14 protein-coding genes are annotated in these 12,949 nt (G+C 69.9%); 5 read left to right on the forward strand and 9 right to left on the reverse strand.

Annotated elements, in window-relative coordinates:
• Positions 1-5 precede the first annotated feature (5 nt).
• Entirely contained in the window at positions 6-845 is an 840-nt protein-coding gene (locus tag DTPSY_RS16605) for a hypothetical protein (RefSeq protein WP_015914540.1), read from the forward strand.
• A 23-nt stretch (positions 846-868) separates the two neighbouring features.
• Here the strand turns inward: DTPSY_RS16605 and DTPSY_RS16610 are convergent, their stop codons facing one another.
• The gene (locus DTPSY_RS16610; RefSeq protein ID WP_015914541.1) at positions 869-1,684 is read right to left on the reverse strand and encodes a nucleotidyltransferase family protein; all 816 of its coding nucleotides are present in this window, start codon (positions 1,682-1,684) and stop codon (positions 869-871) included.
• A gap of 163 nt (positions 1,685-1,847) precedes the next feature.
• Between DTPSY_RS16610 and tkt the strand changes: the two genes are divergently transcribed.
• The 3 genes from tkt to DTPSY_RS16625 all read left to right on the forward strand — a co-directional run bounded on the left by tkt (position 1,848) and on the right by DTPSY_RS16625 (position 5,644).
• Entirely contained in the window at positions 1,848-3,884 is a 2,037-nt protein-coding gene (gene tkt, locus DTPSY_RS16615; RefSeq protein ID WP_015914542.1) for a transketolase, read from the forward strand.
• A 53-nt stretch (positions 3,885-3,937) separates the two neighbouring features.
• The gene (gene gap, locus DTPSY_RS16620; protein WP_015914543.1) at positions 3,938-4,939 is read left to right on the forward strand and encodes a type I glyceraldehyde-3-phosphate dehydrogenase; all 1,002 of its coding nucleotides are present in this window, start codon (positions 3,938-3,940) and stop codon (positions 4,937-4,939) included.
• 144 nt (positions 4,940-5,083) lie between these two features.
• Positions 5,084-5,644, forward strand: coding sequence for a DUF924 family protein (locus DTPSY_RS16625; protein WP_015914544.1), 561 nt, complete (start codon positions 5,084-5,086; stop codon positions 5,642-5,644).
• A 97-nt stretch (positions 5,645-5,741) separates the two neighbouring features.
• Here DTPSY_RS16625 and DTPSY_RS16630 read toward each other — a convergent pair whose 3' ends face one another.
• Positions 5,742-6,086 (reverse strand): HPF/RaiA family ribosome-associated protein, encoded by a 345-nt coding sequence (locus tag DTPSY_RS16630; protein WP_015914545.1) that lies wholly within the window; start codon positions 6,084-6,086, stop codon positions 5,742-5,744.
• A gap of 172 nt (positions 6,087-6,258) precedes the next feature.
• Between DTPSY_RS16630 and DTPSY_RS16635 the strand changes: the two genes are divergently transcribed.
• Positions 6,259-7,176 (forward strand): gamma-glutamyl-gamma-aminobutyrate hydrolase family protein, encoded by a 918-nt coding sequence (locus tag DTPSY_RS16635; RefSeq protein ID WP_011807048.1) that lies wholly within the window; start codon positions 6,259-6,261, stop codon positions 7,174-7,176.
• A 57-nt stretch (positions 7,177-7,233) separates the two neighbouring features.
• Here the strand turns inward: DTPSY_RS16635 and DTPSY_RS16640 are convergent, their stop codons facing one another.
• The 7 genes from DTPSY_RS16640 to DTPSY_RS16670 all read right to left on the reverse strand — a co-directional run bounded on the left by DTPSY_RS16640 (position 7,234) and on the right by DTPSY_RS16670 (position 12,744).
• Complete coding sequence (locus tag DTPSY_RS16640; protein ID WP_011807049.1) at positions 7,234-7,707, reverse strand: FKBP-type peptidyl-prolyl cis-trans isomerase; 474 nt, start codon at positions 7,705-7,707, stop codon at positions 7,234-7,236.
• Positions 7,708-7,818: 111 nt separating this feature from the next.
• Complete coding sequence (locus DTPSY_RS16645) at positions 7,819-8,862, reverse strand: pirin family protein (RefSeq protein ID WP_015914546.1); 1,044 nt, start codon at positions 8,860-8,862, stop codon at positions 7,819-7,821.
• Positions 8,863-9,129: 267 nt separating this feature from the next.
• Complete coding sequence (locus DTPSY_RS16650; RefSeq protein WP_011807051.1) at positions 9,130-9,558, reverse strand: VOC family protein; 429 nt, start codon at positions 9,556-9,558, stop codon at positions 9,130-9,132.
• A gap of 42 nt (positions 9,559-9,600) precedes the next feature.
• The gene (locus DTPSY_RS16655) at positions 9,601-10,002 is read right to left on the reverse strand and encodes a hypothetical protein (protein WP_015914547.1); all 402 of its coding nucleotides are present in this window, start codon (positions 10,000-10,002) and stop codon (positions 9,601-9,603) included.
• A 179-nt stretch (positions 10,003-10,181) separates the two neighbouring features.
• Entirely contained in the window at positions 10,182-11,186 is a 1,005-nt protein-coding gene (locus DTPSY_RS16660) for an SDR family oxidoreductase (protein ID WP_015914548.1), read from the reverse strand.
• Between the two features lie 171 nt (positions 11,187-11,357).
• Complete coding sequence (locus DTPSY_RS16665) at positions 11,358-11,918, reverse strand: hypothetical protein (RefSeq protein WP_011807054.1); 561 nt, start codon at positions 11,916-11,918, stop codon at positions 11,358-11,360.
• A gap of 64 nt (positions 11,919-11,982) precedes the next feature.
• Complete coding sequence (locus DTPSY_RS16670) at positions 11,983-12,744, reverse strand: tRNA-uridine aminocarboxypropyltransferase (protein ID WP_041838910.1); 762 nt, start codon at positions 12,742-12,744, stop codon at positions 11,983-11,985.
• Positions 12,745-12,949: the final 205 nt, after the last annotated feature.

The raw sequence follows: 12,949 nt of genomic DNA on the forward strand, positions 1-12,949 counted from the left end.
GCCGCATGTCCTTCCTGCTGACCACCCTCATCCCCCTGCTGGGCCTGGTGCTGACCGTGGCCCTGCTTTCCTACGCGTTCTATGCGCGGTATATCGATGTTCCCAACAAGCCGCGGCTGGACCGGCGCGTGCTGGTCGCCCTGTGCGCCGTGGCCGTGGTGTGCGATGCCTGGCTGGGCCTGCGACTGTACCTGTCGGGTCGCGCGCAGCAGACGCGCCAGGACAGCGCCGTGCATCGCACCCACCGCGAACGCTTCGTGCTGCCGCACGACGTGCAGTACGGCGAACTGGTGATTCCCGCGGGCAGCCTGATCAACCGGCTGGACCCCTTCGACAACGGCGCGCCGGTGCAGCCCGTGTCCCTGCGCGGCCTAGAGGCGGTGCGCTTTCCGCAGCCCGTGCTCGTGGCCGGCGTTTGGGCCCAGGCGATGCAGGTGCTGCCGATGCGCGTAGAACTGGCCCAGGACCAGCGTATTGGCCCGCTGTACCGCTACAACACCGACACCAAGGAATGGGAGCTGAACAAGGTGGTACCCGCGCTGCTGTGCCGCCAGGGCCAGATCGCCCTGTTCCAGGTGCCGCACATTCCCTACGACGTGCAGGCCGAAGTGGGCAAGCCCGCACCCGACGGGCCGCAGGCCCGCTTTCTGCCCAGCCAGTGGCAGTTCCGCAACTGCGAGAACGGCCCGGCCATCGATGTGCAGCCCGCCCATCCCGCATCGGCCACCGCGCTGGCGCCCGCGCCCGAGTTGCTGCCTCCGCCGCCGCCCGCCGAGCCGGCATCAGACCCCTCCGAGCCCGCGTCGGGCGCTGCCTCGGCCCCCGCATCCGCGCCAGGCGCCTGAGCCGATAGCCGACGGACGCTGCCTCAGCCGGCGTTCAGCTCAGCGAGCCGCTCGGGCGTACCCACATCGGTCCAGCGCCCGGTATGGAGCGTCGCCGTCACCCGCCCCGCATCCATGGCGCGGCGCAGCAGCGGCGCCAGGGGCGCGGCCACACCCTCGGGGTTGCCGGGTGCGATGTCGCACCAGGGCGCGGTGAACAGCTCGGCGCGCAGCAGGGCGATGGTGCTGTAGGTGTAGCGCGGCCGCGGGTCCTGCGCCGGCAGATTCAGCGCCAACCCCTCGGGCGACAGGCCGAAGTCGCCGCGCGGGTGGTGCGGCGGGTTGGGCACGAGCCACAGATGGGCCAGGGCATCGCCGGCCACGAACCGCTGCACGGCCTGCGCCTTGAAGGTGAAGTCGGGCGCGAACACATCGCCCGCCGCCAGCCAGAACACCGGCCCCAGCTGCGGCAGCGCGCGTGCGATACCGCCGGCCGTCTCCAGCGCGCGACCGAAATCCCGGCCTTCATGGGAGTATGAAATTGATAGCTGCTCGCGCTTGTCCCGCTTGCCTTCGACGGCAAAAACATCTGAAAACCGGTGGCCAATCTGCTCGCCCAGCCACGCGGTGTTGATCACGGCGCGCTCGACACCCGCTTCGACCAACGCACGCAGGTGCCACTCCAGCAGCGGCCGACCGCGCACTTCGAGCAATGGCTTGGGGCAGGCGTCGGTCAGCGGGCGCATGCGCTCGCCGCGGCCGGCGGCGAGCAGCAGGGCCGGCACTTGCGCCCAGCCGTGCGCCGGGCCGGGGGCCGTCGTGATGGAGGAATCTGCGAAGCAGGAAGGCACCGTGGGCATGGCTGCGCACTGTAGTGCATGCGCCCCGCGCAACCGTGCAACAGGCCAGCCAGCCGCCCCGCCAACCAGCCCATCAGCCTCCGCGCCGCCCAGGCTGCGGGGCCCCCGGTAAAATCCCGGGTTTCTTCACAAGAACACCGCCCCCTCTGCGGAGCCACCCCTCATGGCCAACTCTCAACAAATGGCGAATGCGATCCGCGCACTCGCAATGGATGCCGTTCAACAAGCCAACTCCGGCCACCCCGGCGCCCCCATGGGCATGGCCGACATGGCCGTGGCGTTGTGGGGCCGGCACCTGAAGCACAACCCCACCAACCCCCAGTGGATGGACCGCGACCGTTTCGTGCTGTCCAACGGCCACGCGTCGATGCTGCTGTACTCGCTGCTGCACCTCACGGGCTACGACCTGCCCCTGCAGGAGCTGAAGAACTTCCGCCAGCTGCACAGCAAGACCCCCGGCCACCCCGAGCACGGCATCACCCCCGGCGTGGAGACCACCACCGGCCCGCTGGGCCAGGGCGTGACCAACGCCGTGGGCTTTGCGCTGGCCGAGAAGCTGCTGGCCGCCGAGTTCAACCGCGAAGGCCACGCCGTGGTGGACCACCACACCTACGTGTTCCTGGGCGACGGCTGCCTGATGGAAGGCATCAGCCATGAGGCCGTGGCTCTCGCCGGCGCGTGGAAGCTCAACAAGCTCATCGCGCTGTACGACGACAACGGCATCAGCATCGACGGCCAGGTGGCGCCCTGGTTCATCGACAACACCCCGCAGCGCTTCATGGCCTGCGGCTGGAACGTGATCGACGCCGTGGACGGGCATGACGTGGAAGCTGTGGCCGCCGCCATCGGCCAAGCCAAGGCCAGCGCCGACAAGCCCACGCTGATCGTCTGCAAGACCGTCATCGGCAAGGGCAGCCCCAACCGCGCCAACACGGCCAAGGCCCATGGCGAGCCCCTGGGCGCCGAGGAAATCAACCTCACGCGCGCTGCCCTGGGCTGGACGCACGAGCCCTTCGCGATCCCCGAGTCGGTGTACGCCGACTGGGATGCCAAGGCGGCCGGCCAGGCCGCCGAAGCCGAGTGGACGCTGCGCTTTGCCGCCTACGAGGCCGCCTACCCCGAGCTGGCATTCGAGCTGTCCCGCCGCATGGCTGGCGACCTGCCCAAGCACTTCGCCCAGGTGGCGGTGGACACCGTGGTGGCCGCGCACACCAAGGCCGAGACCGTGGCCAGCCGCAAGGCCAGCCAGATCGCACTGGAAGCCTTCACCGCCGCACTGCCCGAACTGCTGGGCGGCAGCGCCGACCTGACCGGCTCCAACCTCACCAACACCAAGAGCACGCCCGCGCTGCGCATCGAGCCCAACGGCGCCGTGGCCAAGACCGAGGCCGGCCAGGTGGGCCGCCACATCAACTACGGCGTGCGCGAGTTCGGCATGGCGGCCATCATGAACGGCCTGGCGCTGCACGGCGGTTTCATCCCCTACGGCGGCACCTTCCTCACATTCAGCGACTACAGCCGCAACGCCATCCGCATGGCCGCGCTGATGAAGCAGCGCGTGATCCACGTGTTCACCCACGACTCCATCGGCCTGGGCGAGGACGGCCCCACGCACCAGTCGATCGAGCACGCCGCCAGCCTGCGCCTGATCCCCGGCCTGGACGTGTGGCGCCCCGCCGACACGGCCGAGACCGCCGTGGCCTGGAGCGTGGCCCTGTCCAACCGCGACAAGCCCACCGCGCTGCTGCTGTCCCGCCAGAACCTGCCCTACGCGCCCAAGAGCGACCTGGGCGACATCTCGCGCGGCGCCTACATTCTCTCCGAGCCCGCCGCCGTGGGTCTGAAGAAGAAGGCCCAGGCCGTGATCATCGCCACCGGCTCCGAGGTGCAGCTGGCCCTGGCCGCGCAGCAACTGCTGGCCGCCAAGAAGATCGCCGTGCGCGTGGTCTCCATGCCCAGCACCACCACCTTCGACCGCGAGGACACCAAGTACAAGCAACTGGTGCTGCCCGCCGGCATCCCGCGCATCGCCGTCGAGATGGGCGTGTCCGACTTCTGGTGGAAGTACGGCTGCGCCGCGGTGGTCGGCATCGACACCTATGGCGAGTCGGCCCCGGCCGGCGTGCTGTTCAAGCACTTCGGCTTCACGGCCGAGAACGTCGCTGACACGGTGCTGGCCGCGCTGCAGCGCGCGCGCTGATCCCTCCCGGTTCTCGTTTTTTTGCAATCCTTCCATCCCTAGAGGCTCACACCATGACGATCAAGATTGGCATCAACGGCTTCGGCCGCATCGGCCGCAACGTACTGCGCTCGGCCGTGCAGAACTTCTCCGACATCGAAGTCGTTGGCATCAACGACCTGCTGGAGCCCGAGTACCTCGCGTACATGCTGCGCTATGACAGCGTGCATGGCCGCTTCAAGGGCGAGGTTTCGGTCGAGGGCAACACGCTGATCGTCAACGGCAAGAAGATCCGCCTGACGCAGGAGCGCGACCCCGCCAACCTGAAGTGGAACGAAGTCGGCGCCGACATCGTGATCGAGTCCACCGGCCTGTTCCTGGACAAGGCCAGCGCCGAGAAGCACATCGCTGCCGGCGCCAAGAAGGTGCTGATGTCGGCCCCGTCCAAGGACGACACGCCCATGTTCGTGTTCGGCGTGAACCACGCCACCTACGCCGGCCAGGCCATCATCTCCAACGCGTCCTGCACCACCAACTGCCTGGCCCCCGTGGCCAAGGTGCTGCATGACAAGTGGGGCATCAAGCGCGGCCTGATGACCACCGTGCACGCCGCCACCGCCACGCAAAAGACCGTGGACGGCCCGAGCAACAAGGACTGGCGCGGCGGCCGCGGCATTCTGGAAAACATCATCCCCAGCAGCACCGGCGCCGCCAAGGCCGTGGGCGTGGTGATCCCCGAGCTGAACAAGAAGCTGACCGGCATGTCCTTCCGCGTGCCCACTTCCGACGTGTCGGTGGTGGACCTGACGGTGGAGCTGGAGAAGGAAGCCAGCTACGACGAGATCAAGGCCGAGATGAAGGCCCAGTCGCAGGGTGCACTCAAGGGCGTGCTGGGCTACACCGAGGACAAGGTGGTGGCCACCGACTTCGTGGGCGAGACCTGCACCTCGGTGTTCGACGCCGACGCCGGCATCGCCCTGGACAAGACCTTCGTGAAGGTCGTGGCCTGGTACGACAACGAGTGGGGCTACTCCAACAAGTGCCTGGAGATGGTGCGCGTGATGGCCGGCAAGTAAGCCGCAGCCTCCGCCGCTCACAGAGAACGCGCCTTCGGGCGCGTTTTTTATGTCAAATACGCCTCCAGCGCTTACCCATCAAGCGCAGGCAGCTATTTATTCAATAGCAAAGCACATCCACGGCCGGCACCCCATACTTGCGGCATGACCACCTCTCCCGCCCTCCCCACCGCCGCCGATGTGCTGCGCTTTTGGTTCGACGAGGCCACGCCGCAGCAATGGTTCGCCAAGGACGCCGCGTTCGACGCCGCCATCCGCACCCGCTTCGCCGCGCTGCATGCGCAGGCCGCGCAGGGGGAGTTGTGGCACTGGCGCGGTGATGCCCAGGGCCGCCTGGCGGAAATCCTGGTGCTCGACCAGTTCTCGCGCAACCTGCACCGCGACACCCCCGCCGCCTTCGCGCAGGACGGCATGGCCCTGGTGCTGGCGCAGGAGGCCTTGGCACAGGGTCTGGACGCGCAGCTGGAGCCCGCGCAGCGCGCCTTCCTGTACATGCCCTACATGCACAGCGAGTCGCCGCGCGTGCAGGAAGAATCGGTGCGCCTGTTCACCGCGCTGGGCAACCCGGGCAGCCTGCACTTCGCGCATGCGCACCGGGACATCATTGCGCGCTTTGGCCGCTATCCGCACCGCAACGCCGCGCTGGGCCGCGCCAGCACGGCCGAGGAGCTCGCCTTCCTGCAGCAGCCGGGCAGCAGCTTCTGAAGGCAAAAGGCCGCAGGAGCCAACGCTCCTGCGGCCTTTTTCATGGTGCAGCGCCCTGCTGTCGGGCGCTGGCAGCTATTGCATCAATAGCGCCCACTCACTCCGCCGTGCGGATGGTGTCGCGGCCGTTGCGGTCCTTGGCGCGCTCGATGTCGTCGCCCAGCGCGCGCACCAGCTTCTCCACGGCCGCCGTGAAAGCATCGGCCACCTTGGCCGCCTCGGCACGCGCAGCCACAGGCTGGCGGCCAGCGGGGCGCACCTCGATCACGCAGCGCTTGTCGGCCGCGCCGGACTTGCCGCCGTCCACGTCGGACAGGAACACCTCCACGCGCGTCACGTGCTCGCGAAAGCGCGCCAGCTTGGCGGTGGCTTCTTCCTGCACCCAGCGGGCCAGCGATTCGCCGCCCTGGATGTGGTCGTCGGTATGCACCTGGATCTGCATGTTTTCTCCTTCGTGAAGTGGATGGGTCGATGGGGCGGACGGTAGCGCCCCTCGTCTTCATCATGCCCCAGTAGGCGCCTGCATGCTTGATTCGCATCAAGCAAAACGCACAGCCGCGCTCTGCGGCTCGTTCCTACAGCGTGCGGGCAAGCGCGGTGTTACAACTGAGCGGATGACTGTCCTGCCGCCCTGGCTACAGCCCGACCGCATGCCGTCGGTGACGCCCTCCCAGCCGCGCCTGAAGATCGGCCTGTCCGCGTGCTTTTCGCATGCGGACCCGGGCCGGCCGCTGTTCACCAACAAGACCCTGCAGTACGTGGAGCAGTCCATCGCGCACTGGATCATGTCGGCCGGCGCGCTGGTGGTGATGGTGCCCTGCCCGACGGGCGAGACCGCGCGCGGCGACGTCACGCTCAAGCACTATGCCGAGTGGCTCGACGGCGTGGTGATGCACGGCGGGGCGGACGTCTGGCCCGGCAGCTACGGCGAGGTGCCGCTCAAGGACGCATGGCTGGGCGACCGCGTGCGCGACCTGTACGACCTGGCGGTCGTGGAGGCCTTCGAGCAGGCCGGCAAGCCCATCTTCGGCGTGTGCCGCGGGCTGCAGCTCATCAACGTGGCTTTTGGCGGCACGCTGTACCAGGACATCGAGACCCAGCACCCCGGCGCGCTGCAGCACCGCAACCCGAGCACCTACGACCAACACTTCCACGAGGTGGACATCGTGCCCGGCACGCGGCTGGCGCGGCTGTACCCGGAGCAGCCGCGCGTCACCGTGAACAGCATCCACCACCAGGGCATCAAGAACCTGGCGCCCGGCTTCGACATCGAGGCCTGGAGCTACCCCGACGGCGTGCCCGAGGCGATACGCCGCAACCCGAGCCACGGGCGCGGCTACATCGCGGCGACGCAGTGGCACCCGGAATTCCGCGCCAGCGCGGCCGTCACGCTGGACGACTCGCCGCTGCTGCACGACTTCCTGGCCGCCTGCAGCCGGGCGCGCGTGCTGCCCCGGCCCGGCCACAGCCCGCTGCAGATCCGCGACCGCGCGGAGCGCCTGCTGCGCCGCGCATTGCTGCGCAGGCGTTAGCCAAAATGGCCGCTAGCGCTTGATGGGCAAGCGCTGACAGCTATCAATAACGCAGCGTCAATGGTGGTGCCCATGCCCGCCATGCACATGGCGGTGGGCGATCTCCTCGGCCGTGGCTGCGCGCACCTCGGTCACCTTGCAGGCAAAACGCAGCGCCTTGCCGGCCAGCGGGTGGTTGCCGTCCAGGTGCACCACGGGGCCCTTGATCTTGACCACGTGGAACATCTGCGGCTGGCCGTCGGCGCCGGGCCCCTGCAACTGGCCGCCCACCTTCACGCCGGGGGGGAACTCGCTCTTGGGGATGGTGCGCACCAGGCTCTCGTCGCGCGCGCCGAACGCGTCCTCCACCGCCAGGTCCAGCGTGACGGCATGGCCCGGGGCCTGGCCTTCCAGCGCGGCCTCGACCTTGGGGAAGATGTTCTCGTAGCCGCCGTGCAGGTAGGCCACATTGCCGGCATCGAGCGGCTTGCCCGTGGCGGGATCGGTGACGCGGTAGCTGAGCGTGACGGCGGTGTCTTGGGTGATGTTCATGGCTTGGTTTCCGTGGAGGGCGGCGGCGCGGGCAGGCGCCACCGCAAGGCCGCCATTGTCCCGCACACGCCAAGGCCGCGCGGGCGGCCGGGCCGGCCGCTGCGCAGGCGTTCAGGCCTGCGGCACCTCGTCCTGCGCGCTGCCCGGGTGGCGCGCAAAGCGCCGGGGGGCGCTGCCGTGCACCGGGTCGCTCGCGTCCCAGGGCCAGCCGCCGAACTGCGTGCGGCGAAAGTCCTGCATGGCCTGCATGATTTCCTGCTGGGTGTTCATCACGAACGGGCCGTACTGCACCACCGGCTCGCCGATGGGACGGCCCTGCAGCAGCAGGCATTCCACGGTGTCGCCGCCGGTGTTGACCAGCTCCAGCGCCCGATCGGCCACCACCTCCAGCGCGGCATGGCCGCCCTGCGGCTCGCCGGCGATCGAGAGCCCTTCGCCCACGAACCAGTACAGCATGCGGCGCGTGCCCTGTCCGCGGGCCGCCGGCAGCGTCCAATGCGCGCCGGGCTCCATGCGCAGCGTCCAGATGGCGACGTCGGCGTCCGCCTGCGCGGCCCAGGACTCGGGGGGCGGCGGCAGCGGCGCACCGGCGCCGTCCAGCGCGCCGGCGACCACCGTGACCGTGGTGCGCAGGCCGGCCGCGTCGGCATGCTCCAGGCGCGGGATGCGTTCGTTCCACAGCATGGTGAAGTGCGGCTGCACCATCTTGTGGCGCGCGGGCAGGTTCAGCCAGATCTGGAACAGCTCCAGCGGGTTGGGCGCGTCGGTGTTCAGCAGCGGGAACATCTCCGAATGCATGATGCCCGCGCCGGCGGTGACCCACTGCACGTCGCCGCCACCGAAGCGCGCGGCCGCGCCCAGCGAGTCGGCATGGTCGATCAGGCCCTTGCGCACCAGCGTGACGGTCTCGAAGCCCCGGTGCGGGTGGCCGGGAAAGCCGGGCACGTGCTCGCCGTGGTACATCGAAAAGCCGTCCTTGCGGCTGAAATCGCTGCCCATCTGGCGCCCCTCCAGCGCCACCGCCTGCACGCCCATGGCGCCGTTGCCGGCGGGGTACGCGTCGTCATGGTGGGCGCAGAACAGGAACGGATCGAGCGTGGGCCACAGCGGCCCCAGGGGCTGGGATTGCAGGACGGGACTGGCGCGGGTGTTCATGGGGTTCCTTTCCAAGGCCGGCGCGGCGACACGGCGCAGGCACTGTGCATCATGTGGGGACGGAAGGCCATTTGCCCAGCGGGCGCCGGCGCGACACTGCGGCCCATGCGTGGAACGATGGCAGCCCAATCTTCGAGCAAAAACCGTCGTAAGGCAGTCGGGGTGAGCGCTGGCAGCTACCTTTTCATGAGCAACCTGGCGCCCTGTACGCGGGCCCGCAGCTCCCTCGGCGACGGCCGGCCGGCCCGCGGCACCTGCCCCGCGCCTTCAGCCCGGCGCGGAGTCCGCCAGCACCATCCACGACACGCCAAAACGGTCGTTGACCATGCCGAACGCGGGCGAAAAGAAGGTCTTGGCCATCGGCGCCACCACCGTGCCGCCGTCGGCCAGCGCGTCGAACCTGCTGCGCGCCTCCACCTCGCTGGCCACCGAGAGCGTGAGCGAGATGCCGTTGAACACCGGGTGGCCGCCCGCCATGCCGTCCGAGGCCATGAGGGTCGTCTCCCCCACGCGCAGCTCCGCATGCATGACCTTGTCGCCGGGCACGGCGGCCGACGCGGAGCATTCGCCCGCGGGCGGCTCGGGGCTGTCCCGAAAGCGCATCAGCAACTGCGTCTGCGCGCCCAGCGCCTGGGCGTAGAACGCCAGCGCCTCTTCGCAGCGGCCATCGAACATCAGATAGGGTTGGACTTGCATCGCGTTCTCCGCACAAAGGGCCGTGGGGTTGAAAGGCACCGCCTACGCCGCCGCGCCGATGGCGGGCCGGGCCTGTCCGCGCGGGTCCAGCGCCACCTGGATCTGCGGCGCCCCGCGCACGTCGGGGCGGGCGCGGTCGCCCAGATCCTGCAGCGCGGTGAACTGCCCGTCCAGGTACAGGAAGGTGATGCTGGCGGCGATGTGGGCCAGCGCTTGCCGCGCATCGTCAAAGCCTTCGGCCTCCACGCGCCCGTCGCCATCCAGCTGGTAGGCCCAACCCTGCGCCTGCGGTGCGAGGGCTCCCAGGTCGATGAGCTTGTCGCGCACATTGCTGGCGTACACGCGCCCGCCCGACGCGTACAGCGTGAAGGTGTGGGCGGGGTGGCTTTCGGCCGGCGGCGGCGCGACATCGGTGGCGTCGGTGCGGGAGGGGCGAGAGGTCATGGCGGCGTCCTGGCGGTGGCAGGTGGGATGCCGCGCCACACATGGTGCGGCCCCGGCAGCGCCATCGTAGGCAGCCGGCCGCGCGCGGGCTGTAGGAAAACGCCGGGCGCTGCTGCTTTGCATAAAAAAGGCCTACAGCGCCCACCCATCAAGCGCTGACAGCTATGCAAATAGGAGCATCAGCGCCGTCCGCGCCCCCACCACCAGCCCACCGCCAGGCCGACCACCCCGAGCACCGCCACCACCGTGGCCGATCCCGCCATGCGCTGACGGTGGCCGCCGTCGATGGAAGTCTGGTGCGAGGGGGCAAACAGATTGCCTTGGGTGAGCGGCGCGGGCGCTGCCCGGCGCAGCCCCAGGTCGCTGAACCAGCGCATGGCACGCGCCGTGCCCTGCGGCGCCAGCGCATGCGCCACACGCCCGGGCATCGCGCCCAGGCCCAGCCAGGTGACGGCGCGCGGCTGGGCCGCATCGGCCAGGTCCACGATGGCCTGGGCCACCGCGCGCGGGTCCACCATGGGCAGCGGCGGGCGGATGCGCCGGCCCGTGTAGTTGGCGCCATGCGACAGGCCCGGCGAATCGACGAACGTGGGCGCCACGTCGCACACATGCACCTGGGGCAGGTCGACCACCTCGGCGCGCAGGCTTTCGGACAGGCCGCGCAGGCCGAACTTGCTGGCCGTGTAGGCGGCCGCGTAGGGCGCGGGCACCCAGCCGCCCAGCGAGATCAGGTTCACCAGCAGGCCGTGGCCCTGCGCGCGAAAGCGCGTGAGCGCCGCGTGCGCGCCGTGCACGTGGCCCAGCAGGTTGGACTCGATCACGCGGCGGTGCGCGGCCAGCGGCACATCGTCAAAGCGCCCCACGGCTCCCACGCCCACGCCGTTGATCCACACATCGATGCGCCCGAAGTGGCGCACCGCCTTGTCGGCCAGGGCCTGCACCGCGTCGGCGTCGGTCACGTCGGTGGGAATGCCCAGCGCCTGCCCGCCCTCGGCGCGGCAGGCCAGCGCCACAGGGGCCAGCGTGTCAGGGTTGCGCGCGGCCAGCACCAGGCGCGCGCCGCGGCGCGCAAACGCCAGCGCCGTGGCGTGGCCGATACCGCTGGAGGCGCCGGTGATCACCACCACCGGATTGGGCGAGGACGCAAAGACGCTGGACGGGCTGGCGGGCAAAGCTGTGGTCATGGTGCGGCGGGCCGCGCAGACGCTGCGCGGCGCAACGAAGGGCAAAACCCTATTTGTAACCGCGCTGGCGGCGCAACGGCGTAGGACAGCCGCCCTCGCGCTGCGCATTTGCATCCAAACAGCCCGCAGCGCTTGCGTATCCAGCGTGAAGCGCTATGGGTAGCGCAGCATTCACGACAGCGGCTTGGTGCCGAAGCGCACCAGCAGCCCGCGCGGGGTGACGGTGATGCTCTCGGGCTGCAGGCCCATGCCGTCGGCCAGCGCCAGGTCTTTGTCGCGCAGCTGGTGCAGCACCACCTCGCGCAGCGACTGGTCGGCCAACTGCTGGCCGTAGCGCTGCAGCATGCCGGCTGCAGAGGGCTGCACACCGTCCAGGCGCAGCGCGTTCACATGCAGGTCGTGCGCGCGGATGGTGCGGTCGGTGGGTTCGTAGCGCAGGCCGAAGTCCACATCGAACGCTCCCGTGTATCGCCGCGCCTGCAGCAGCGCGCCGCTGGCCGCCACGTCCAGCACGGCGTTGAGGCGGTTGCGCTCGGGCAGCAGCGTGAGTTGCGGCGTCTGCAACTGCAGGTCCAGCAGCCCGCCCAGCGGGTAGCTGCGCGGGAAACGCTCGGCCAGTGCCTGCTGCAGCTGCTGGGTGCTGATGGTGTAGCTGGGCTGCGCACTGGCGCAGCCGGCGGCCAGGGCCAGGGCGGCGGTCAGTGCGTGCGAGAGGGCGAGTCGGCGGTGCATGGCGGCGTCTGTAAATGACCTGGCATTGTGCGCAGCGCCGCGGCCCGCAGTGCAACCAACTGCGTCAACCAGTGTGTTGCAGGCCGGCCAGCGCGCGCAGTTGCTGGTGCGCAGCGCTGTCCAGGTCCACGGGGCGCTGGTGCTTGGCCAGCAGGTAGCGCTCGCTGAACACGTCCAGCCAGGCCAGCAGCAACGCGGCAGCGTGCGTGTCGCCCGCCTGCGCCAGGCACAGCGCCGCCACCTCGGCGGTGCAGAAATGGTCGCTGCGCTTGGAGCGGCGCAGCCGGTAGCGCGAGGCCTCGTCGCTGTGCAGGCTCAGCACCGGGAAGCGGTCCAGATAGGGGCTTTTGCGGAACATCTTGCGCGCCTCGGTCCAGGTGGCGTCCAGCAGCACGAACAGCGGGCGCGGGCCCTGCGGCGCAGCGGCGGGCGCAGCCGCGTCGGCCTGTGGCGCCACGGCCTGCACCACGCGCGCGGCCTGGGCGAACTCACCCGGGAACACCACGTAGGGCTGCCACTGCGGGTCGGCCAGCAGCGCCAGCAAGGCGGGATCGACCTCGGTGCGCGCCCAGCCAAACGCGTGGGTGTCGGGCACCAGGTCGGCGATCAGCCAGCCCGTGTTGCTGGGCTTGAGCGGCTCGGTGTCCGCCATCAGCAGGCACATACCCGCGCGCACCGCGGGCTGCGGGCGCAGCGCGCACTGGCAGTGGCTCAGCGGCAGGCGGCAGCCCTCGCAACGCTCGCGGCGCGAGCCGCCGCGCGCCAGGAACGGCTTGGCGCTGCGGGCCAGGCGCGCGGCGCGCAGCAGGGAAACGGCATGGGGCATGGAAGGGCGGCGTGCGCCGCAACGGGCGCGCACAAGGGTCGGCAAGCCGGCGATTGTGGGGCATGCGCGCGGCGCGGCCGCCGCTTTCATCAGGGTAAGCCCTCGCATCGCGGCGCAACTGTTTTAGCCATTGAAATTTAAAACACGGTCTTTGACCAACCACCGCACCCACATCTAAATTTCATGACAAATCACGTTTCATCCA

It is taken from the genome of [Acidovorax] ebreus TPSY, from assembly GCF_000022305.1.
Lineage (GTDB): Bacteria > Pseudomonadota > Gammaproteobacteria > Burkholderiales > Burkholderiaceae_C > Diaphorobacter > Diaphorobacter nitroreducens.

Bases quoted from the DNA above. Each gene is read 5' to 3' on its own strand.
- DTPSY_RS16660 (WP_015914548.1), bottom strand. From the start codon at position 11,186: ATGACCACAGCTTTGCCCGCCAGCCCGTCCAGCGTCTTTGCGTCCTCG.
- DTPSY_RS16665 (WP_011807054.1), bottom strand. From the start codon at position 11,918: ATGCACCGCCGACTCGCCCTCTCGCACGCACTGACCGCCGCCCTGGCC.
- DTPSY_RS16650 (WP_011807051.1), bottom strand. From the start codon at position 9,558: ATGCAAGTCCAACCCTATCTGATGTTCGATGGCCGCTGCGAAGAGGCG.
- DTPSY_RS16625 (WP_015914544.1), top strand. From the start codon at position 5,084: ATGACCACCTCTCCCGCCCTCCCCACCGCCGCCGATGTGCTGCGCTTT.
- DTPSY_RS16670 (WP_041838910.1), bottom strand. From the start codon at position 12,744: ATGCCCCATGCCGTTTCCCTGCTGCGCGCCGCGCGCCTGGCCCGCAGC.
- DTPSY_RS16645 (WP_015914546.1), bottom strand. From the start codon at position 8,862: ATGAACACCCGCGCCAGTCCCGTCCTGCAATCCCAGCCCCTGGGGCCG.
- tkt (WP_015914542.1), top strand. From the start codon at position 1,848: ATGGCCAACTCTCAACAAATGGCGAATGCGATCCGCGCACTCGCAATG.
- DTPSY_RS16630 (WP_015914545.1), bottom strand. From the start codon at position 6,086: ATGCAGATCCAGGTGCATACCGACGACCACATCCAGGGCGGCGAATCG.
- DTPSY_RS16655 (WP_015914547.1), bottom strand. From the start codon at position 10,002: ATGACCTCTCGCCCCTCCCGCACCGACGCCACCGATGTCGCGCCGCCG.
- DTPSY_RS16605 (WP_015914540.1), top strand. From the start codon at position 6: ATGTCCTTCCTGCTGACCACCCTCATCCCCCTGCTGGGCCTGGTGCTG.
- gap (WP_015914543.1), top strand. From the start codon at position 3,938: ATGACGATCAAGATTGGCATCAACGGCTTCGGCCGCATCGGCCGCAAC.
- DTPSY_RS16640 (WP_011807049.1), bottom strand. From the start codon at position 7,707: ATGAACATCACCCAAGACACCGCCGTCACGCTCAGCTACCGCGTCACC.
- DTPSY_RS16635 (WP_011807048.1), top strand. From the start codon at position 6,259: ATGACTGTCCTGCCGCCCTGGCTACAGCCCGACCGCATGCCGTCGGTG.
- DTPSY_RS16610 (WP_015914541.1), bottom strand. From the start codon at position 1,684: ATGCCCACGGTGCCTTCCTGCTTCGCAGATTCCTCCATCACGACGGCC.